Source organism: Aliiroseovarius salicola (genome assembly GCF_027891095.1).
GTDB classification, from domain to species: Bacteria; Pseudomonadota; Alphaproteobacteria; order Rhodobacterales; family Rhodobacteraceae; genus Aliiroseovarius; species Aliiroseovarius salicola.
This window is the reverse complement of sequence record NZ_JAQIIO010000005.1, coordinates 126,232-147,345: the sequence shown is the minus strand read 5'-3', so window position 1 is coordinate 147,345 and position 21,114 is coordinate 126,232. Positions and strand designations below refer to the sequence as shown.

The window sequence follows — 21,114 nt, the reverse complement described above, 5'->3', positions numbered from 1 at the left end:
CTATCTGGACGAACGAGTCAACCTCTAGCTTAATACTGAAAACAAACAAAAATAACCCTAAAGGCAGGTTATGGGGCAAGAACGAGTCAAGACAGCTGGAGTGTTTCCGGCATGGTCGGTATTTCCTGAACTGGAGCCGGCCGATGGTGGTGTTACGCAAATTTCCGAAGCGAAACCAGTTTCCAAATCCTCTGGGAATTTTGATTTTCCAATTCCCAAAACAGAGGCGCATGTCAAAACAACCACGTTATCATTTTCCACAATTCACCAGCATGGTGAATTGTATGTGAACTGTCTGAAGGCGAGAAAAGCTGTTTTCATCGATCAGCTTGGTTGGGATCTTCCCGAGACCGAAGGGATGGAGTTCGACCAATATGATACGCCGGAATGCCGTTGGGTTATCGTCCATGAATACGGCGAAGTATTGGGTGGGGTGCGGTTGGCGCCTACCACTGCTAAATGCGGAATTTACACCTACATGCTACGTGACGCGCAGTTGGGGTTGTTGGACAACATTCCAACGGATGTCCTGTATTTCGAAGCTCCGGTTGATGAGAAGATCTGGGAAGCATCGCGACTTTTCATTGCGTCCGACGTTCCGGCGCAAAGGCGACACGGCATACAGAGTATTTTGATGGATGCCATGAGCAAATCCGCTTACGAACTCGGAGCGAACCACGTCATCGGCATTGTGCCCTATGTCTTTTCTCGCTGGTTGCGCCGGTTGAATTTGAGTGCGGTGGCCGTGGGATCCAAATTTAAGATCGACAGGACGTCCAGTCAGGCGGCGCTGTTCACAATTCGTAAATCCTTCCACTAACAGAATACTCAAGTGGTCACTCGACCAAGTCTTAACGGGTGCGGGGCGCTCGATTGTGCGCGCTTTGGAAACAGTGGGCGGCAAGCTTCTCTTTAATGTTTAGGAAAAGCCCCACTGTTGCCCTGAAATTGCCGATTTTGTCACCGAATTCTTATCGGGAACTACTTCGTTCCGACCGGTTACCAATGTGCTTGGAAAGCAGCTTGGGACCCGGCAGCGAGGTGGATATCGAAGGGATGCCGGAAATGAAGATTCTTGCTGTTGATGATGATAAAATTGCTCTGCAGCTTCTCGAGGAAGCTCTGTCGAGTTGCGGTTACGACGATGTTGTGACCTGCGATTCCGGCGCAAAAGCATTTGAGCTCATTCTGGATGACCTTGATCATTTCGATTGTTTCCTCTTCGACGTGCAGATGCCTGGTATGAGCGGCATCGATCTCTGTAAAGAGGTGCGTGGCCTGCATGAATATGACGAAGTCCCGATTATAATGGTCACCGCGATGTCGGAAAAAAGGTATATTGACCAAGCTTTTGCGGCTGGTGCGACGGATTATCTGACGAAACCCTATGCGGTGTTTGAAGTCGGTGCGCGTATTGGATTGGTTGAAAAACTGTCCGGAGAACGTCGCGCGGTTTCGGAAAGTACAAGCGTCATCGAGCTTCTGATCAAGGAGTTGGATAAGGCAACACGTCACGGTCTTGATGCGCCGATCGAATTGAGAGGCGTGGAGAATGTGCTGAACTACCCAGCCTTCGAAAACTACCTGACGCAGCTGTCGCGTGGGGTTTTCCACATGAGCAGTATGTTTGCGATCAAATTACGCGACGCCGAAACGTTGCACGCTTGTCTTCCTCCTCTGGAATTCAAGGAAGTATTGCGCAGATCCGCAAAAGTGATTTTGGATAAACTGGAAGAATTCGATACCTTCCTGACCTATCGGGGCGATGGCGTATTCGTGGGAATCCAGCCGCGCAATGGAGCTAAGGAATTGGCTTCGCTGGGCGATGAAATCAACGTTGACCTTCAAGCTGACGATCCGATGGCACCGCCAGAACTGCCAGAGAGTGCAATTCTTATTGTAGGTGAGCCGGTTGTTGCCAAATTCTTGGCACGCCCTGGTTCTCTTGAAAACCTTCACTCAGCAATTGCGAATGTTGAAAAAAAAGCCAAGGAAAAGAAAACTGCTGAGTCTGCCAATAAGGTGGAAACTTTTGATGATGTCTGGCCGCCCACGAGACAGGCTCAGGATGAGCAGGAATTGCGCGTGGAATATGACGAATTGCTGAAGGCGGCATTGGAAGAATACGAGACCCTAGGTGAATTTCCGAAATCAACTCGGACCGTGAATCGCTAAAACCGTGAAACGCTGAATCTGGGTAGGGGCATTTGACAGAAGTATTTTTGGAGTAAAGACGTGAAAATTCTTGTGGTAGATGATGACCTCACCGCCCTTTCCCTGCTCGAGGCCGCTCTTAATCTATACGGGTTTAAACATATCACTTTGGCCTCATCTGCCCGCGAGGCGTTTTATGCGATCAAACATGCTGAACAGCCCTTTGATTGCTTCCTTTTGGACTATCGGATGCCGGAAGTGGATGGCGTAGACCTTTGCGCGCGCCTCCGGGCTTTTCCAGAATATAAGGCCACTCCTATCATTTTCGTCACCGCAGCGTCGGACCGGATCAGCGTGAACACAGCTTATGCGGTGGGCGCAGTAGACTATGTCTCAAAGCCAATCGACCCGCAGGAAATTGGTGTTCGTGTCAGCATCGCGGAAAAACTGGTTCTGGAAGAGCGAGAGCGCAAAAAGCAGGATGTGCCGCGTCGGCACAGTTTTGAAGCTGAGGAGCGTTTTCCGAATTTTACCATCGAAGATCCCGTTCCCATCTTTGGGCTAAACCGTGTGATCAGCTCTGTTGCTCTTGAAAATTACCTGGAGAGCCAGGGCGACGGATGCAAAAACGATGTGGTTTCCATCCTTGCGATTAATGAATTTGATGAGATATATCGCAAAGCCAGCCCGGCTTTTGCCTATGCGGTCCTTCGTGAGGTCGCGAAAGTCATTGCGGACAGCCTTGAGCGTACTGCACCCTTGATCAGCTATAATGGTTATGGCGAATTCATCTGCATTTCAAAGAAGACAAGTACCATGACGAGTGGAGGGCACACCCGCCAGATCAACTCGCGACTGGCGCGATTGAACATGCGGTTTGAAGATACCACGCCGTGTAAGCCTACCGTACTGATCGGGAAACCGGCGAAACATTCACTTTGGACGTCTTCAACTCCATCAAAGCTGATCGAGAAGGCCCTCGAAGCCAGTGAGGGTCAAAACTCACCCTTCCGATCCGCTGCGAATTCAATGAAAAACGCAACCAATTGCTCTAGTCCGGTGTTGAATATTTAAGGTGAATAAAATGCGTTCAGGCCCCGATGCTGACAGCCTCAGCCAATTCGAAGCTACAATTTCCAAGATCCGGATTTCCTTCCTCGTCAATCTCCGTGAACACAGGGACAACCTGGGGGAAATGGTGGAAGGAATATTGAATAACCAAAATGTTTTTGCGTGTCTTAGTCAGGTTGGTTGGATCGCGCACAAGATTGCTGGTGTTGCTGCGACCATGCAGCTCTCTGAATTGGGATTGATTGCGGCGAGAACCGAAAAGCTGGTTGATGAAGCTGTTATCGACACCTCCGGAGAAGGGCTGAGCACTGAATTGCTGGAAGCCATCGGTGCGCTTTACAGCCAAGTGTGCGATGCATGCAGCAAGCAGGTTGCTCCATGACGGTGCAGCTGACATGGTGTGGTGGGGCCGTCCTTCAAGGGCGGTTTTTTTGTGTCCGCAGCGCCAGAAGGTCCTGTTTCACCAAAGCAATATTAAAGAATCACAGCGTCCAAATTATTCCCCATTTTTGACCAGAACGACCCGGATCTTGGTGGCGCTGTGTCAGAAATGGGAAGATTGTATAAACTTCATGTGGCAAAAACCTAAAATGCCGCTGAAATGACACATTCCGGCAAAATTCCCGCCCCAATTGTGGCGAAATATTAAATTGTCACAAAGACTTACTACGACAAGAGGGCAGAAAAGTCTGCCAAAAACTCAATTAAAACAGATCTCTAACTGTCGTAAATATGATTGCTTGCAAGATACGCAAACGTACGGTGAGCACGTGTAGGTTGAAGTGTCGGGTGCGCTAGAGACCGCTGCCGGTCCCTGATGCCAACAATAAAACGCAGAGCAATGCGTCAGGCGCATACAGCTTTGTACAAACTGCCAAACGGCCAGGAATGGCCATTTGTGACCTAGAAGGGGGAACACAAAATGAAGTCCAACATCATAGCATTCAGAGGCTCCACGGTCGCTCGTTCGACCAATGCCAAATCCATGATCCAAACCAATGTCGTGGCGATGAGTGCTTGGAAAAAAGCCTTTCATCCACTGCGTACACCGCAGGGCGTGTTCTTAGTCACTAATGTGCTGTGCACAACCGGCGATATCGCCTGAACGTAATTGAACTCTTAGGATGGAGGCTAATATGGCTACCTCATTTCTCGAAAAAGCACGTGCCGGGCGTCTTGCAGCCCTTGAAACCCTGAACTCCCCCTACAAAAACAAAAAGCCTGAGAACGATATCTTTCAGTTCGGTCTCGATATGCCGGAAACAACCGACAGACCGAATATCCAGTTTACCTCCCAACGCGAAAAAACGCAGGGACACTGTTTGGCAGCCTGAGGCAGTTTCATAACAGGCAGGGGCATGGTCGATCCTTCTTGCAGCAAGAATGAAAATTCGGGTGCAATTCGATCATGCCTCATTTTGCTTGTAGCTAAGGCGACAAATGGTTGATGGGTGGTTCCCAATTTTTGCCCAAGCCAACAGATCTTTCGAAAAATGGCCCGCGGTTCCGCGGGTTTTGCTATTTTGGGTATAACTCTTACTCGGAAAAATTGTGGTTATGGCCGGCCTTGTGACGGCTGCCTCTCTCTCAGAGAGGTTCGGATTGGTGAGGCTAACCCACTCAAAAGATGTTCCTATAGATCTCATCTGCATAACAAACGCACAGCAAGTAGGTCATTGTTTAGACTGAATAAACACTGCCATGATGTTGTCACAAGCCGGTCCAACTGGTGGCCAGCGTTATCTGAAAAATTGATTCAACTTGGGGAAGTTTGCCACCTAAAACTATGCTGGGTGGAAACTCATTTGGGAGATGTCCAATGCAGTTTTTTGGTCGAAATGGGTTTGGGACCAGGAATAACAACGACCGGAATGATCTTCGTGAGAACTTAGATGATACCGCCATCGAACATCTGCATGGGTTTTATGCGGGGACCCAGATCGGCAGTCATTTGGGATGGCGTCCGGTTGAGGCCATTGCTGTTGGCGATTTTGTCATGACATTCGACAATGGCATGCAAAGGGTCGAAGCCGTGACGCGCGGCCGAAATTTCGGAAGCCAAAGCAGGCAGGACGGAGTGATCTTGCCACTGGAAATTCCAGTACGGGTGTTCGGCAACAGTCGACCCATTGTCCTGCTGCCTGAGCAATGTGTGATTGTGGAAAGTGATGCAGGTGAAAAACTGTTCGGCGATCCCTTCAGCCTTATCCCCAGTGCTGCTCTTCCTGGATTTAAGGGCGTGAGACATCTGGATCATTGTGCTCCTTATGAGGTGGTCACTCTGCACTTTGAAAAGGACGAAGTTATCTATGCCGAAGGCAGTAGCTTAATCTTTTGTCCGTCCTACATTGCCGGAACGGCCACTGATGCGTTTGCTGATGGAGAACTGAAAGCGAAACCCTATATCCCGTTGAGCCATTCCGAGGCAAAGCTTTTGCTTGAGCATATTTCAAATGATCCGTCTTGGGAGGAAACCGTGCAGAACACTCAGCGTGACGGTTGGGAGCGGGCCGCTGCATTTGCAGTTTGAGTAGAGGGTGAACTCGCCCTCTTCCACAGAACCGACCTGCGCTCTTTCTAAGGCTCTATCAGGGGATGTCACGCCGCTCAGCTGGGTTTTGTCGAGAGTTCATAGGCCACAGTATCGCTGCTGTGGTCTCGTCCTTTCAGGCTGACCTCATACCCCCACAATTGTTTCACATGTTTGAGCACCTCGGCGCATCCGGTTTGATCTAATTGAATACCATCTTGAATGTTATGGCAGAGTTTCAATTCACGATCCCCCTTCAGATCCACGTCGACCACCTGAATGTCTGGCTCGACCTGCGCGATGTCATAGGATTGCGCCAAGACCTGTCGAATTCTGCGATAACCTGATGCGTTGTGAATTTGGCTGACCACCAGCTCGGGATGTTTGGTGTCATCCGTTAGCACAAACAGTTTGAATTTACGGATCAGATGGGGCGACAGGAATTGCAGGATGAAACTTTCGTCCCGATAGTTGGACCACGCTTCGCGCAGCACTGCTTTCCAATCTGAATGACCAGCGATCTCAGGAAACCATTCACGGTCTTCGTCAGTTGGTTCCTCGCAGATCCGACGAATGTCCTGCATCATTGCAAACCCAAGCGCATAGGGGTTGAGACCGGAAAAGCGCGGGTCGTTAAAGTCGGGTTGCATCACAACACTGGTATGGCTGTGCAGTATCTCCATTAGCGCGCCTTGGGTGATCAGCCCTTTTTCGTAAAGCCGGTTCACAATGTAGTAATGCACAAAGGTGGCGCAGCCTTCATTCATCACCTTGGTCTGTTTCTGCGGATAGAGATATTGCGCCAGGAAACGCACAATCCGAACGATTTCCCGCTGCCATGGCTGCAATGTTGGGCTGTTTTTCTCAAGGAAATACAAAAGGTTCTCTTGTGGGAGGTTCAGGTCCTCCTGCCGTATCTGACGGGCCTGGAGATGTGTGTCTTCGGTATCTTCAGCAACGCCCATTGTGCTGTCGGTCCACAGGTCCAGAACGCTTTGCTGACTGGCATGTTCGTCCCGCCGTTGCTGCATGGCCTGTAACTCCTGCGACGTGGGGCGAGGCGGTCGACCATATCGAAACACGCCCTGATCGCGCAATGCATGTGCCGCATCAAGGATCGCCTCGACCTCATCCACGCCATACCGTTCCTCGCAGCGGGCGACGAAGTTCTTGGCAAACGCCAGATAGTCGTGAATGCCGCTTGCATCGGTCCAGTCGCGAAACAGGTAGTTGTTCTTGAAAAAGTGGTTATGTCCAAAGGCCGCATGCGCCATGACCAGGGTCTGCATCGCCATGGAGTTCTCTTCCATATTGTAGCTGATACAGGGGTTTGAATTGATCACGATCTCATAGGCGAGACCCGTCAGACCCTTTCGGTAGTAGGTCTCATCGCGCACGAAATGCTTGCCGAAGGACCAGTGCTGATACATCAGCGGCAGGCCGACACAGGAATAGGCGTCAAGCATCTGTTCAGACGAGATGATTTCGATCTGGTTGGGATAGACGTCTAGGCCAAGTTCGTTCAATGCGATCTCTTCGATGGCATCATGCACGGTTCCCAGAAGTTCAAATGTCCAATCGGGACCATTAAATAACGGGGCAGAGGCGGTGGCTGTCTCTGTCATGCTGACACCCCTTTCCGGGCTGCTTTTTTACCGGGAGCAAATAGGCCGCGGAATACAGGATAGATCTGGGCGGGATGCGCCACATGTCGCATCTGAAAATTGGGCCAGTCCCCCTGAACCTCGCGATAAGTCTCCCAGAGATCCGCGCCTCGCGCTCCTGGGGGCAGGCTGCCATCCTGATCAACAGGTGCGATTTCCACATAGGCGTAATACTGACAGATTGGCAGCAACTTCTCATTTAGCAGGGACTTGCACTTGTCGGAGTCGCTGCCAAAATTATCCCCGTCAGAGGCCTGTGCCCCATAGATGTTCCATTCATCGGTGGGATAACGGTCGAGGATGACCTCATGCATCTTCTCAAGCGCCGTGCTGACGATGGTCCCCCCGCTTTCCTTGGCGTAGAAAAAGGTTTCCTCGTCCACTTCCTGCGCCAGATGAGTGTGGCGGATAAAGACGATATCCGTGCGTTTGTAGCGCCGTTCCAGAAAGAGATGCAGCAAGATGAAGAACCGTTTGGCAAGGTCCTTTTCGCGTTCCTGCATGGACCCCGATACATCCATAAGGCAGAACACCACGGCTTTGGAATTTCGCACGACTTCAGGCACATGCGTGTCAAAGCGCAGGTCCAGCGGGTCAATATAACCTACAATCTTGCGCTTGCGTTCCATACGGGCCAGCTTGTCTCGCAACTCTTCCAGCAAAGCAATTTCTTGCGGGCTGGGGGCTTTTATCTCTTCCAGCGCTTCTATCTCATCCCGGAGTTTTTCCATTGCCGAGAGCGACGGGCGCCGCAAGGCGAGCCTGCGCCCGAGAGAATTGCGCATGGTGCGCACAAGATTGAGGTTTGAGGGTGTGCCCGATGTGGTCAACCCGGCACGGCGGCGCCCGACTGTTTCTGTTTCAACCACGTTTTTCTTCGCGAGATCAGGCAGTTCCAATCCATCAAACAGAAGGTCGAGGTATTCGTCACGGGTCAGGGTGAAGGAAAATTGATCTTCTCCTTCGCCATCCTCTGAGGCCTTGCGCCCACCTTCGCCGCTGCCCCCTTGGGGGCGTTTGAAACTGTCGCCGACGATAAATTCCTTGTTGCCAGGCAACACACGATCACGCGCACCCGTATCGCCGGACAGGATGAACCGCGGTTCTTTGATCCCCTTGGTGGGGATCGTCACGCGCTCGCCGCCTTCAAGGCCTTTTGCACTGTTGTCGCGGATCGACCGGTCACGGACCGATTTGTCGACCATCTCTTTTACGCGGCCGCGCACCCGGCGCAGGAACCGCTGACGATTGCCGAGGCTTTTCCCTTTCGGGTTTTGGCGTCGGTCGATGAAATGATGCATCTGCTCGAACCTTTCCCGGTTATCCGGCTTTATTGACCCGCATGTACCATTCAACCAGTCGCCGCACTTGTCGGCCGGTATATCCGTGGCCTTTCATTCGATCGACGAACTCCAGATGTTTGCCTTCAGTCTCGCTGTCTTTTTTCGACCCAAAACTGATCACAGGCAGAAGCTCTTCGACCTGGCTGAACATGTGCTTTTCGATCACATCGCGCAGTTTCTCATACGAGTTCCAAGCGGGATTCTGCCCGGTATTGGCGCGATGGCGCAGGGCAAACTTGACCACTTCATTGCGGAAATCTTTGGGATTGGAGATGCCAACCGGTTTTTCGATCTTGGTCAGCTCTGCATTCAGGATCTCGCGGTTGTAAAGCTGGCCGGTGTCGGGATCCTTATAATCCTGTTCCTCGATCCAAGCATCCGCATAGGCGATGTAGCGGTCAAATACGTTCTGACCATATTCCGAATAGCTTTCCAGATAGGCTTTCTGGATCTCATTGCCGATGAATTCGCCATAGCGTGGCGCGAGCTCGGTCTTGATGAACTCCAGATAGGTGGCTTCGGTTTCTGGCGGGAATTGCTCGCGTTTGATCAGCTGTTCCAGAAGATACATCAGGTGAACCGGATCAGCGGCGACCTCTTCGGTGTCGTAGTTGAAGACCGAGCTCAGGACCTTGAAGGCGAACCGAGTGGAAATCCCGGTCATGCCTTCATCCACCCCGGCCATATCCTGATATTCCTGCACGGTCTTGGCCTTGGGGTCGGTGTCTTTCAGGGTTTCCCCATCATAAACCCGCATCTTTGAATAGAGGTTGGAGTTTTCATGCGGGGTGAGCCGCGTCAAAACAGAGAAACGCGCCAGGATCTTGAGCGTTTCTGGTGCGCAAGAGGCATCCTTGAGCTCGCTGTTCTCCAACAGCTTCTCATAAATCTGCGCCTCTTCCGTCACGCGAAGGCAATAGGGCACTTTCACAATCGACACCCGGTCAATGAAAGCTTCGTTGTTCTTGTTGTTCTTGAACTGCTGCCACTCGCTTTCGTTCGAGTGGGCGAGGATCGTACCGCGATAGGGGATCGCGCCAAAGCTTTCCGTCCCCATATAGTTGCCTTCCTGTGTGGCGGTCAGCATCGGGTGCAACATCTTGATTGGCGCCTTGAACATCTCGACGAATTCCATCAGCCCCTGCGTGGTGCGGTTCATGCCGCCAGAGAAGCTGTAGGCATCGGGATCGTTCTGGCTGAAATGCTCCAACTGGCGAATGTCGACCTTGCCGACAAGGGTGGAAATGTCCTGATTGTTCTCGTCCCCCGGTTCCACCTTGGCGATGGCAACCTGACGAAGACGCGATGGGACCATGCGGATGACGGTGAACTTGCTGATGTCGCCGCCAAACTCATCCAGCCGCTTGACTGCCCAAGGGCTCATCAACCCCGGAAGACGGTGTTTGGCGATGCCGTAACGGTCCAGCAGGATGTCTCCCATCTTGTTGGGATCGAACAGACCCAGCGGGCTTTCAAATATCGGGCTGATCTGATCGCCGGCTTTTAGCACATAAATCGGCTGGTCTTCCAACAACCGCTTCAGTCGTTCCGCCAGAGAAGATTTGCCACCCCCCACGGGGCCAAGCAGATAGAGGATCTGTTTGCGCTCTTCGAGGCCCTGGGCGGCGTAGCGGAAATATCCCACGATCCGCTCGATCGTGTCTTCCATGCCGTAAAATTCGTCAAAGGCACTATAGCGTTTCAAGGTGCGGTTCTGAAAGATCAACCCAAGGCGGGGATCTTTCGATGTTTCAATCAACTCTTCGGGACCAATGGCCGCCAACATGCGTTCGGCGACGCCGGCGTACATGCTCGGATCATCGCGACACGCCTCGAGATATGCACCCAGAGGCATTTCATTGTCACGGGCCTTGGCGTGGTGTTCTGTAAACAGCTCGATAATGTCGTCCATGCGATAACCTCCTGCAATTGAGGCGTTTCGCGGGGCCTGAGTAACAGGGGCGAAACGCCCGGACTTTTCCAATCACGTCCAGCACGCCGCCTCGCAAATCACGAAGGTCTCCGACGTGCCGAGTTCCCTGAGAGCTGCTCTGTTGTTTCTTACATCTTGATTTGAACCCGTTTTAAGCCGGGTTCTATTGCCCGGTGACATGCGGGATCAATTGCCGAAGAGCAGCCTTCGTCGGGGTTTCTTCCAACTGTCCAAGCTCGGTTCGATACGGATTGAGCCGAGTATTCTTCCGTCTGGCTCAGCGCGGTGCGCACGGGATCCGCATAAGCTTATACTACTGTAAAATCCGGCAAATTTCCATTTCTTTTTGCCGGTGGCGGTGTGATTTATAGATTGGCGTGCGCTGTCGACTTTTCCACAATCACCCCAACACTTTCGTGTGATCAGGGAATTCGCCCGTGACATGTTTTCGGGTAAACGCGGTAAGCCCCTATTGTGTGGGGATATTTGTTATGCAAATTGAAGAATATGAGTGACCGACCTGTACCAAATCTCATCGGCGGTCGCGGTGAAAATCTGGTGAATTGATTTTTGTTCGAGCAGCCAAGGGCGGCTGATAACGCCTCAAAGCCAGCTGGCGTAATCGCTCACAAGCAGGTGGCGTGGACGCTCATCTTCCTCGATCGAAGCAAAGCGGCCAATCGGGTCGCGAAAGATATTGTCGGTCTCATCGTCATTCACGGTTGAGACTTCACCGATCAAAACATCGCCACCTTCGCCCCAGAACGCGTGCCAGTCACCGGGCATCAGTGTGACGCTTTCGCCCGGTGCTAAACGCAGCTTTTCGCCCGACGCAAAGCGACGTTCGATCCCATCGCACCAGACGGTGCCCCCGCGATCTTCGGCAAAGCCTCCCTGATCGTCAGACCCGAACAACTCCACCACAAGCGTGGCCCCTCCACGATTGATGATGTCTTCGGCCTTGATCACATGTGTATGCATCGGGGAAATTTGATCCTGACGCGAGATCAGCAGTTTTTCCGCATAACACATGCCGCCGCCCCTTTGCAGATCGGCAAGCCGCCCATTGCGCAGAGTGAAAAGAAACAATCCCATCTGGTCAAATCGGCCTGCACCATAATCGGTAATGTCCCAACCGCAACGAGAGGAGATCAAGTGCGCCGCATCTGAAGATCGGGCTTTGAAATCCTCCGGTGTCCAATAGGCAAAAGAGGGCAGGGCAAATCCAAAGCTGCGGATCATGTCATCCGCCTCTGCCATGATCTGATTGATCCGTGATCGTTTCATCTTTTCCTCACCTTGGCCGAACCCTCATGGATAAAATCGGGATTAGCTTGTCTATGCGTAATGTTGGCGCTAACAAAGCTCTATCGCGTCTGAAAATCAAGCACCAACTAAGGATGAAAAGATGCCGCTGGAAATCTTGTGCTGCGGAGAAGCCCTGATTGACATGATCCCAAGCGCTGTTGAGGGCGGTGGTGAGGGATTCGTTCCACACACTGGTGGCGCTGTTTTCAATACCGCCATTGCTTTGGGGCGATTGGGCGTGCGGGCAGGTCTTCTGACCGGGTTGTCCAGTGACATGTTTGGCCAACAACTCGCCGCAGACCTCGCTGCAAGCCAGGTAGATGTGACGCATATTGTTCATACGGATCGGCCAACCACGTTGGCGTTTGTTCACCTGTCAGATGGGCACGCAAGCTATTCTTTCTTTGATGAAAACTCGGCGGGGCGGATGCTTTTGCCTAGCGACATGCCCGTCCTGGACCAAAAGATATCCGCGTTGTTTTTTGGTGGGATCAGTCTGGCCTGCGAGCCGGGGGCGGACGCTTATGCAGCTCTTGCGGAACGTGAAGGCACCTCACGGGTGGTAATGCTTGACCCGAATATCCGGCCTGGGTTCATCGAAGACGAGGAGCGTTTTCGAGAGCGATTGACACGACTGCTGACCGTTGCCGATATCGTCAAGGTTTCCGATGAAGATCTCGATTGGTTCATTCCAGAAGACATGGCACAGGCTAAAAAACTTGAGAAAGTGCAATCAATGGGCCCGTCTGTTGTGCTTATGACAAAAGGCGGCGACGGCGCCATGGCGCGACTGCGCGACGGGCAGGAAGTACATGTATCTGCTGTGCCAGCCACAGTGGTGGACACCGTTGGGGCAGGAGACACGTTCAACGCAGGAGTTTTGGCGATGCTCTCATCGTTGGGATGCCTGAGCAAGACAGGGATCCGGAAAGTCTCTCCTGAGAACATGGAAAAAGCGCTTTCTTATGGCGCGCGTGTGGCTGCAATCACAGTGTCCCGCGCTGGGGCCAATCCGCCTTGGGTCTCAGAATTGGACATTTGAGCGTGAGTTTGTGTAAATCTGGTGCTTTATGAGATCGCCGGTAATGCCTCCCCGACCGGGGGCGTAGGGGCAGGGAGGGCTTGTTGACCACATCAGGTTCTACTCTCGCGCAGTCCCAGCTCAAGCTCCCATCTCCACAAGACGGGCGATCCAGCAGCTACGCTGGTTCTGATCGGGGCAATCTCTGGTCAAAGTAAGGGCGGCTGCAAGGGCCCCCAATCCTACCCCGGTTTGAAGGCCGACAGCACCCGACGGGCCGCTGCTTCCACGGGATCATGCGTTTCTTTCAGGATTTGCACACGGTCGAACCGATCAGGATCAGCGTTTACCGCGTCCCGCAGCGCGTGACCAAAAGCCATGCGCAGCTCGGTGCCGATGTTGAACTTGCAGATCTTCGATCCTCGGGCAAGCGCGGTGCGCTGTGCCACCGGTACGCCGGACCCGCCATGGATCACCAAGGGCACATCTGTCAGCGTTTCGATGGCGCGGATGCGCGGCTCATCAAGCCCGCCTTCCTTGTCCTGTTGCAAATGCACGTTCCCCACGGAAATGGCCATTGCATCAACCCCGGTTTCGCGGGCAAATTGCGCAGCCTCTTCCGGGTCGGTTCCTGCCGATCCTTCGCCGCCGGAATAGCCGACAAAGCCGATCTCACCCTCGCAAGACACCCCCGCCGCATGGGCCATTTCCACGATGGCGCGGGTTTCAGCGATGTTTTCTGCAAGCGGTTTGCGTGATCCGTCGAACATCACCGAGGAGAACCCGCTGTCGATCGCCATACGGCACTCGTCTGCCGTATAGCCATGATCCAAATGTGCCACGACCGGAACCGAGGCGTTTTCAGCGAGGTACCGAAACATTTTTCCCAGTACGGGAAGGGGTGTGTGCTCGCGGCAGGACGGCCCTGCCTGCAGGATCACCGGGCAATTTTCGGCTTCGGCGGCCGCCACATAGGCGCGCATATCTTCCCACCCGAGTGTGACCAGACCGGCCACGGCATAGTTTCCACGAAGAGCGGGTTGCAGGGCTTCTGCCAGTGTCACCAAACTCATTTGAACTTTGCCACCATGTCCATGATCCCGGGGATTGTGTGCAGCTGTTCCGCATGGGTCGGCTGGAAATATTGCTTGAGCGAACGCTGGCTGAGACCGCCGAGGATTGTGAAATAGTACATCTCATATCCCGGCAGCACCGCGCAGGGGTGATAGCCCTTGTCGATCAGCATCGTTGAACCATCGACGATGTGATAGGCGTCCCCGGGCTTGCCATCCTCGCGCTGAAGCATCTGCAACCCCGAGCCATAATTCGGTTTGAAGCGAAAATTGTACGTCTCGTCATGGCGGGTCTCGTCCGGCAGGCGATCCGTGTCATGCTTGTGTGACGGGAAGCCAGACCAGCCACCCGCGCCCACGGTGTAAAGTTCGCTCACCAGAAGGCGGCCCACTTTGTCATGCTGATTTGCCCCAAGGATGTGTTTGATCTTGCGGTGTGTTTTGGTGTCGTCCGACCCGTATTGCACCAGGTCAATATCTGCTTCGCGCACATCAAACGGCTCGAGCACCTTGTCGTATTTCGCCCCGGCGATGAATATTTCGGTCGCGTCAGAGACACATGTGATCCGCGCCATGGCCCCAACCGGAACATAGACCCCTTCTGGCTCGCCATCCCAGACGTCAACGCCGCGATTGCCAAGGGTAGGAAAGCTTGCGCCTTCAACATTCACATCGACAGTGCCCGTCGCGGGTGCGATGCAGGTTTCGTAACCGGGAACGGAATAGTCGAAATGCTCACCCTTCTTCAGTTTGACGATGTTGAAATAATTGAGCGGTACCAGTTCGTGATCAGCATCCACGATCGGTTTGTTCTGGTTGTCATATGGGGCGATATGCATGTTTGATCCTTTTGGCGTACGGTCAGGCGGTGGTCGCGCCGGGATGTTGCGCGAGGAAGGCATCCAGTTCTTCCGTGGTCGGCATGGCAGGGGCGCAGCCCGGTTGGCTAACCACAATCGAGGCACAGGCCGACCCGCGAAGTACGGCGTTGCGCAGGTCATGCCCATCCGCAATCGAGGCCAGCAGACCAGCCATAAAACTGTCCCCCGCGCCATTGGGTTTCACGGCGGTCACAGGATAGATGCCGGTGCGCATTTCCTGCCCCTCAAAGAGGGTGATCGCCCCTTCGTGCCCCATCTTGTAGATGATAAACTTGCCCTTGGCGGCGAGTTCCCGCGCCTTATCAAGACCCTTCTCGATGCCGCCTGCCATGAAGCCGAACTCTTCGTCGTTGCCGACGATCATATCGCTGGCCTCTCCAGCGCGCGAGAGCACGTCTGCGGCCACGTCTGGCGATGGCCAGCTATAAGGGCGGTAGTCGATGTCGAAGATCACCGGCATCCCGATTGTACGGGCACGCTCCATGGCGTGGAAGGTAGAGCCCCGTGACGGTTCCGCTGCAAACACCGTGCCGGCAGTGATCAGGACGCCGAAACGCGTATAGTCAACCAGATCCACATCCGCATCAGTGACCTCGAAATCGGCAGCCCCATTGCGGTAAATCACGTTCTGGAAATCCTCCAGAACGCTTTCATAGATGGCCAGAGAGGTGCGGGCCTCGCCCCCCACTGAACGCACATATCCCGTATCGACGCCGTAGTGGTTCAGCCGATTGATGCAGAACCGTCCGATTGCGTCGTCAGAGACAGATGTAACAAGCGCGGATTGCGCGCCAAGTTTCACCAGCCCCGCGCAGATGTTGGCGGATGATCCGCCCAGATCGGCGTGAAACATTTCGGCATGTTCCGACTTTGCGCCCACGGGGCCTGCGAACATATCCATGCCCGCGCGGCCGAACACCACGAAGTTGTTTTTCTTGATTCCATCGAGAAGCATGCCCATCACACCCCTTTGCGCTGTTTGGGGCGGGTGCTTTCCCAGTCGACATGGGCCTCACGCACACGGTCGCTTTCGGTGATATGCGGGGTGCCAACCTCCCACCAGGCGTGGCCTTCGGTGGTCCAGCCCTCGTAGGGGTCGACATTCATCACGATCACATGGGTGCGGTCGCTCTCCTTAGCGCGTTTGAACACCTCACCCAGCTCGGCCAGGTTTGAAACGGTCTCGGCAATGGCGCCCTGTGCACGGGCATGTGCCTCGAAATCCACTGCAAAGGGTTCAGGCACCGTTGGGCAGTCGGCAATCAGGTTGTTAAAGCTTTCGTTGCCAGTGTTGTTCTGCAGCTTGTTGATCACAGCAAACCCGCCATTATCGAGCACGAGGATGATCAGCTTTTTGCCAGTCAGGACCGAGGAATAGATGTCGGAGTTCAGCATCATGTAAGACCCGTCGCCAACAAAGACGATTGTGTCCTTGTCGGCCTCTCGCTCGGCTTGCGCAATGCGCGCGCCCCAAGCCCCGGCGATCTCATAGCCCATGCAGGAAAAGCCGAATTCTACATCAACGGTACCAATGTCCAATGTGCGCCAGTTGGCAGTGACCTCGGCCGGCAGCCCACCAGCAGCAGCCACCACCCGGTCGCGTGGGTCGCAGAGATCATTCACCACACCGATGGCCTGCGCGTAGGAGTTGGGGCGATTGCCGTAAGACACATTTTCCGCCACGTAGGCATCCCAGCTTTTGCGCTCTGACTGCGCCAAAGTCACCCAATCAGAGGGTGCGGTATAGTCCAGAGCGTTGGTCAGGGCGGACAAGGAAAGCTTGGCATCCCCCACAACCGGCAGGCTGCGGTGCTTACCTGCGTCATGGCGCGCAGCGTTGATCGAGATGAACTGAGCGTCGCGGTCAAAGGCGGTCCATGATCCGGTGGTGAAATCCTGAAGCCGCGTGCCCACTGCGACAATCACGTCAGCCTTTTCGGCAATGGCATTGGCGCTGTCCGATCCCGTCACACCGATGGGACCAATATTGAGCGGGTGGGTGGCCAGCATGTTGGCGCGGCCCGCAATCGTCTCGACCACCGGGATCTGGTGGGTTTCGGCAAAGGTAGTGAGCTCCTCTACAGCGCGGGAGTATTGCACCCCGCCACCCGCGATGATCATCGGACGTTTGGCGCCCGCAAGTGCGCGCATGGCATCGGTGATTTCGTCTGCATCCGGTGTTACCCGGCGAATGCGATGAATCTTTTTGGCAAAGAACTCTTCCGGATAGTCATAGGTCCAGCCTTGAACATCCTGCGGCAGGCCAAGAAAGGCCGGGCCGCAATCGCCGGGATCAAGCATGGTGGCGATGGCGTTGGGCAGGGATTGAATGATCTGCGCAGGGTGGGTGATCCGGTCCCAATAACGCACGACAGGCTTGAACGCGTCGTTCACACCGAAGGTTGGATCATTGAAGTTTTCCATCTGCTGCAAGACCGGGTCGGGCAGGCGGGTGATAAAGGCGTCGCCACACAAAAGCAGCATCGGCAGGCGATTGGCGTGGGCCAGAGCCGCAGAGGTGAGCAGGTTTGAGGTGCCCGGTCCGGCAGACGCCGTGCAGAACATGAACCGCTGGCGCAACCATTGTTTGGCATAGCCCGCAGCTGCAAACCCCATGCTCTGTTCGTTCTGCCCGCGATATAGCGGCAGACTGTCTTGCGCGTTATACAGGGCCTCACCCAAACAGGTCACATTGCCATGGCCAAAGATGCCAAATCCCCCGCCACACAGGCGCATTTCCTGTCCGTCGATCATGATGAACTGGTTTTCCAGCCAGCGGATTATGGCCTGCGCCGTGGTTAGGCGAATGGTGCGATTTTCAGATGTCATGTCAGCGTGAGCCTCTTTGGGAATTTCCGGCACCATACCGGATTCAGCTTGCGAGATTTCGAATCCCACGATACAAGTTTTGCAACCGGTTGCAAACCGTAATTCCGAATGAGAGGTGGGATATGGCCCAGATCGGTACAGAGATCGGCATTGGCATCGTGGGCGGTGGCTACATGGGTAAGGCTCATGCGGTGGCAATGTCCTCGGTTGGTGCAGTGTTCGATACCACGTTACGACCACGCCTTGAAATGGTCTGTGCCTCATCGCAGAAAAGCGCTGAGGCGTATCGTTCGGCCTATGGGTTTTTGCGAGGAACGCATGACTGGCAAGAGCTGGTCAACGATCCGAAGGTCGAGGCAATTGTCATTGCCAGCCCGCAGACGACCCATCGCGCCATTGCCGAAGCGGCTTTTGCCCTGGGTAAACCCGTCTTTTGCGAAAAGCCTCTGGGCGCATCGCTTGAGGAAAGTGCCGCAATGGTGGCGGCGGCCGAAGCATCGGGCCTTCCGAATATGGTCGGTTTCAACTATATCCGAACCCCCGCCAGCCAGTTTGCTCGGCAGCTGATCGCAGATGGCGTGATCGGCGACATCACCTGGTTCCGCGGCGAACATACCGAGGACTTCTATGCCGATCCAGACGCCCCTGCGACGTGGCGCACATCGGGGGATGCCAATGGCACGATGGGGGATCTGGCGCCCCATATGATCAACGCGGCGCTCGCGCTGATCGGACCTATTTCCAGCGTGATGGGAGAGGTCGAAACGGTTCACCCCTCTCGTCCGGGTGGCGATGTCACCAATGACGATCATGCCCAGATGATGTGCCGTTTTGAAAACGGGTCCATGGGGCACCTATATTTCTCGCGCATCGCGACGGGGCGCAAAATGGGCTATGTCTATGAAATCACGGGAACAAAGGGCGCAATCCGATTTGATCAGGAAGATCAGAACGCGCTTTGGCTCTACAAGATGGACGATCCGGAAGAGGTCCGGGGTTTTCGCAAGATCCTGACCGGTCCGGCGCATCCCGACTATCTGCCTTTCTGTCAGGGACCGGGGCATGGCACGGGCTATCAGGACCAGATCATCATCGAAGCACGCGATTTCCTGCGTGCGATAGAAACCGGCGAAGCCGTCTGGCCGACCTTCCGTGATGGGCATGAAGTGAACCGCGTTGTGGCGGCTGTCATGGCGTCTTCGCAGGATAAAAACTGGCAAAATATCAACGACTTCTGAGCTTTGGAAAGGCAAAGGATGACTATCAAAATTGGCAATGCCCCCTGTTCCTGGGGTGTGGAATTTGCGGATGATCCGCGCAATCCAACTTGGCAATCGGTGCTGAAAGACTGTGCCGCAGCGGGCTACAAAGGGATTGAGCTGGGACCGGTTGGTTTCATGCCCGAAGACCCTGCCGTGCTGGGTGATGCGCTTGCTGAACATGAATTGCAGCTCATCGGTGGCGTGGTGTTCCGTGCCTATCATGACCCAGACGCGTGGGACGATGTGCTTGATGCCACGCATCGCACCGCCAAGGCCCTGAAAGCGCATGGAGCGCAGCATCTTGTGCTGATCGACAGTATTTCTCCGCGTCGTGCACCCACCGCAGGGCGGGCCGGTGAAGCCGAACAGATGGGCAAGGCGGAATGGGTTGCTTACCGCGACCGCATTGCCGAAAGCGCGCGCATCGGGGCAGAGGAATACGGTCTGACTGTGGGCATTCATGCCCATGCAGCGGGCTTCATGGATTTTGAACCCGAGCTGGAGCGCCTGCTTGACGAAGTCGATGAAAACATTCTGAAAATCTGTTTTGACACAGGGCATCACTCCTATGCTGGATTTGATCCGGTGGCCTTCATGAAGAAACACGTGGGACGGATTTCCTACATGCATTTCAAGGATATCGATCCGAAGGTGAAAGCGGATGTGATCGAAAACCGCACTGGGTTTTATGACGCCTGTGGGCAGGGGATCTTCTGCAATCTGGGTGACGGCGATGTGGATTTCTCCTCAGTGCGGCAGGTGTTGCTTGATGCTGGGTTTGAAGGTTGGTGCACGGTTGAACAGGACTGTGATCCGACCCTTGATCCCGACCCGGTGGGGGATGCGAAGAAAAACCGCGAATATCTTGAATCTATTGGCTTTATCTGAGGAGGGATGGCCATGGCGAAATTGAAATGGGGCATGATTGGTGGCGGTGAAGGCAGTCAGATCGGACCTGCGCACCGGCTTGGTGCTCTGGCGGACGGTTTGTTCGAACTCAGTGCAGGTGCGCTGGATCACCGCCCGGACGTCGGGCGCGAATACGCACAACGCCTCGGAATCGCTGAAGATCGTGCCTATGGCGATTGGACAGAAATGCTTGCCGGTGAGCGAGACCGGGAGGATCGGATCGATCTGGTGACTGTTGCCACGCCCAACTCGACCCATTTCGAGATTACCAAATCGTTCCTCGAAGCAGGTTTCAACGTTCTCTGCGAAAAACCCATGACCATGACTGTGGAAGAGGGTGAAGAGATCGTGAAAGTGGCTGAAAAGTCAGGGAAAATCTGCGCGGTCAACTATTGCTACTCGGCCTATCCAATGGTGCGCCAGGCGCGTGCAATGGTGCGCAACGGCGAGATTGGCAAGGTGCGTCTGGTGGTCACGAACTTCAGCCATGGCCACCATGGCGATGCCACGGATGCAGATAACCCGCGGGTGCGTTGGCGCTATGACCCTGAAATGGCTGGGATTTCCGGGCAATTTGCTGATTGCGGAATCCATGCGCTGCACATGGCGAGCTTCATTTGTGATGATAACGTGGAGCGCCTGTCCGCAGATTTCGCGTCGACCATCCCATCCCGTGTGCTGGAGGATGACGCGATGGTTAATTTTCGTATGGCAGGCGGCACGGTTGGGCGGCTCTGGACCTCGTCCGTTGCCATCGGTCGCCAACACGGATTCGATATCCAGGTCTTCGGCGAAACCGGTGGTCTACGTTGGGCGTCAGAACAACCTAACCAGTTGATTTATACTCCAGTTTCCGGTCGCACCCAAATCATCGAAAAGGGCGAAGGGGGGCTGTATGAAGAGGCAGCACGCCTGTCTCGTGTGGCAATCGCTCACCCGGAAGGGTTCCCTCTGGCCGTTGCAAATATCTATTGCGATCTGGCGGATGCCATCCGGGGCGATAGCCGTGATGGGCTGCCCAATGCGGAAGACGGCGTGCGATCCATGGCTGCTGTTTCTGGAGCCGTTCAATCGGCCAAACAGGATGGGGCCTGGGTGGATGCGCGTCCACCGATGTTTCGCTGATCACATCTGGG

General features: G+C 54.4%; 19 protein-coding genes. 11 read left to right on the top strand and 8 right to left on the bottom strand.

Translation table 11 applies throughout. The features are described 5' to 3' along the window. Window positions 1–70 precede the first annotated feature (70 nt). The 7 genes from O2N63_RS11155 to O2N63_RS11125 all read left to right on the top strand — a co-directional run bounded on the left by O2N63_RS11155 (window position 71) and on the right by O2N63_RS11125 (window position 5,755). The gene (locus O2N63_RS11155; RefSeq protein WP_271054348.1) at window positions 71–820 is read left to right on the top strand and encodes an acyl-homoserine-lactone synthase; all 750 of its coding nucleotides are present in this window, start codon (window positions 71–73) and stop codon (window positions 818–820) included. A 245-nt stretch (window positions 821–1,065) separates the two neighbouring features. Further along, complete coding sequence (locus tag O2N63_RS11150) at window positions 1,066–2,175, top strand: response regulator (protein WP_271054347.1); 1,110 nt, start codon at window positions 1,066–1,068, stop codon at window positions 2,173–2,175. 60 nt (window positions 2,176–2,235) lie between these two features. Then, window positions 2,236–3,228, top strand: coding sequence for a response regulator (locus O2N63_RS11145; protein ID WP_271054346.1), 993 nt, complete (start codon window positions 2,236–2,238; stop codon window positions 3,226–3,228). Window positions 3,229–3,238: 10 nt separating this feature from the next. Next, a complete protein-coding gene (locus O2N63_RS11140) occupies window positions 3,239–3,607 on the top strand; it encodes an Hpt domain-containing protein (protein ID WP_271054345.1) in 369 nt (122 codons plus the stop codon). Window positions 3,608–4,147: 540 nt separating this feature from the next. Further along, the gene (locus O2N63_RS11135; RefSeq protein WP_271054344.1) at window positions 4,148–4,330 is read left to right on the top strand and encodes a hypothetical protein; all 183 of its coding nucleotides are present in this window, start codon (window positions 4,148–4,150) and stop codon (window positions 4,328–4,330) included. Between the two features lie 19 nt (window positions 4,331–4,349). Further along, complete coding sequence (locus O2N63_RS11130) at window positions 4,350–4,559, top strand: hypothetical protein (protein WP_271054343.1); 210 nt, start codon at window positions 4,350–4,352, stop codon at window positions 4,557–4,559. A 485-nt stretch (window positions 4,560–5,044) separates the two neighbouring features. Beyond that, window positions 5,045–5,755 carry a Hint domain-containing protein gene (locus tag O2N63_RS11125; RefSeq protein ID WP_271054342.1) on the top strand — a complete coding sequence of 237 codons (711 nt, stop codon included), beginning with the start codon at window positions 5,045–5,047 and terminating at the stop codon, window positions 5,753–5,755. A 77-nt stretch (window positions 5,756–5,832) separates the two neighbouring features. Here the strand turns inward: O2N63_RS11125 and O2N63_RS11120 are convergent, their stop codons facing one another. The 4 genes from O2N63_RS11120 to O2N63_RS11105 form a co-directional block, all read right to left on the bottom strand. Beyond that, on the bottom strand, window positions 5,833–7,380 hold the full coding sequence (locus O2N63_RS11120) for a SpoVR family protein (RefSeq protein WP_271054341.1): 1,548 nt from the start codon (window positions 7,378–7,380) through the stop codon (window positions 5,833–5,835). After that, window positions 7,377–8,720 carry a YeaH/YhbH family protein gene (locus O2N63_RS11115; RefSeq protein WP_271054340.1) on the bottom strand — a complete coding sequence of 448 codons (1,344 nt, stop codon included), beginning with the start codon at window positions 8,718–8,720 and terminating at the stop codon, window positions 7,377–7,379. Before O2N63_RS11115 ends, O2N63_RS11120 begins: the two co-directional genes overlap by 4 nt. A 19-nt stretch (window positions 8,721–8,739) precedes the next feature. After that, complete coding sequence (locus tag O2N63_RS11110) at window positions 8,740–10,674, bottom strand: PrkA family serine protein kinase (RefSeq protein WP_271054339.1); 1,935 nt, start codon at window positions 10,672–10,674, stop codon at window positions 8,740–8,742. Window positions 10,675–11,298: 624 nt separating this feature from the next. Next, the gene (locus tag O2N63_RS11105; RefSeq protein ID WP_271054338.1) at window positions 11,299–11,982 is read right to left on the bottom strand and encodes a D-lyxose/D-mannose family sugar isomerase; all 684 of its coding nucleotides are present in this window, start codon (window positions 11,980–11,982) and stop codon (window positions 11,299–11,301) included. A 121-nt stretch (window positions 11,983–12,103) separates the two neighbouring features. Here O2N63_RS11105 and O2N63_RS11100 point away from each other — a divergent pair, with 121 nt between their 5' ends. Next, window positions 12,104–13,045, top strand: a complete 942-nt coding sequence (locus O2N63_RS11100; protein ID WP_271054337.1) for a carbohydrate kinase family protein — start codon at window positions 12,104–12,106, stop codon at window positions 13,043–13,045. 221 nt (window positions 13,046–13,266) lie between these two features. Here the strand turns inward: O2N63_RS11100 and O2N63_RS11095 are convergent, their stop codons facing one another. The 4 genes from O2N63_RS11095 to iolD are packed head-to-tail and all read right to left on the bottom strand — an operon-like array spanning window position 13,267 to window position 17,807. Continuing rightward, window positions 13,267–14,097: a class II fructose-bisphosphate aldolase gene (locus O2N63_RS11095; protein ID WP_271054336.1), complete on the bottom strand. Its 831-nt coding sequence runs from the start codon at window positions 14,095–14,097 to the stop codon at window positions 13,267–13,269. After that, window positions 14,094–14,936: a 5-deoxy-glucuronate isomerase gene (locus tag O2N63_RS11090; RefSeq protein WP_271054335.1), complete on the bottom strand. Its 843-nt coding sequence runs from the start codon at window positions 14,934–14,936 to the stop codon at window positions 14,094–14,096. Before O2N63_RS11090 ends, O2N63_RS11095 begins: the two co-directional genes overlap by 4 nt. A 22-nt stretch (window positions 14,937–14,958) precedes the next feature. Beyond that, window positions 14,959–15,939 carry a 5-dehydro-2-deoxygluconokinase gene (iolC, locus tag O2N63_RS11085; protein WP_271054334.1) on the bottom strand — a complete coding sequence of 327 codons (981 nt, stop codon included), beginning with the start codon at window positions 15,937–15,939 and terminating at the stop codon, window positions 14,959–14,961. Beyond that, the gene (gene iolD / locus O2N63_RS11080) at window positions 15,939–17,807 is read right to left on the bottom strand and encodes a 3D-(3,5/4)-trihydroxycyclohexane-1,2-dione acylhydrolase (decyclizing) (RefSeq protein ID WP_271054458.1); all 1,869 of its coding nucleotides are present in this window, start codon (window positions 17,805–17,807) and stop codon (window positions 15,939–15,941) included. Before iolD ends, iolC begins: the two co-directional genes overlap by 1 nt. A gap of 122 nt (window positions 17,808–17,929) precedes the next feature. Here iolD and O2N63_RS11075 point away from each other — a divergent pair, with 122 nt between their 5' ends. From O2N63_RS11075 to O2N63_RS11065, 3 genes are read left to right on the top strand one after another with little or no spacing between them, the layout of a single operon-like run. Beyond that, the gene (locus O2N63_RS11075; protein ID WP_271054333.1) at window positions 17,930–19,045 is read left to right on the top strand and encodes a Gfo/Idh/MocA family protein; all 1,116 of its coding nucleotides are present in this window, start codon (window positions 17,930–17,932) and stop codon (window positions 19,043–19,045) included. An 18-nt stretch (window positions 19,046–19,063) separates the two neighbouring features. After that, window positions 19,064–19,957, top strand: a complete 894-nt coding sequence (locus O2N63_RS11070; protein WP_271054332.1) for a TIM barrel protein — start codon at window positions 19,064–19,066, stop codon at window positions 19,955–19,957. A 12-nt stretch (window positions 19,958–19,969) separates the two neighbouring features. Next, on the top strand, window positions 19,970–21,103 hold the full coding sequence (locus O2N63_RS11065; protein WP_271054331.1) for a Gfo/Idh/MocA family protein: 1,134 nt from the start codon (window positions 19,970–19,972) through the stop codon (window positions 21,101–21,103). Window positions 21,104–21,114: the final 11 nt, after the last annotated feature.